This window comes from Ochrobactrum sp. SFR4, assembly GCF_019730395.1.
In the GTDB taxonomy this organism is placed as follows: Bacteria; Pseudomonadota; Alphaproteobacteria; order Rhizobiales; family Rhizobiaceae; genus Pseudochrobactrum.
Map to the genome: position 1 here is coordinate 1 of NZ_JAAPBB010001185.1, position 245 is coordinate 245.

1 protein-coding gene is annotated in these 245 nt (G+C 53.1%); it reads left to right on the forward strand.

Annotation, left to right across the window (positions count from 1 at the left end):
• The coding region (locus tag HBA93_RS22790; protein WP_221724748.1) for a hypothetical protein at positions 1-245 on the forward strand (245 nt) is incomplete at both ends.

The window sequence follows — 245 nt, forward strand, 5'->3', positions numbered from 1 at the left end:
TTTTCAGCTCCGGCCTTTGCCTTAGAGACCGGATTGAAGAACAAGGCACAGACAGATCAGTCTGCACCGGATTATTCTTTGCCCGGCGTCCAACCCGCCAAGCCGATTGTCAGCCCTGCGCAACCTGAACCGGACAATGCGACGACAAATACCAATCCGGACGGCAGTTTTAATATCGGCAATACGCGTGTGAAAATCAGTGGTGACATTACTGTCGATGTCGGTACCGGCAATGGCCCGAACAG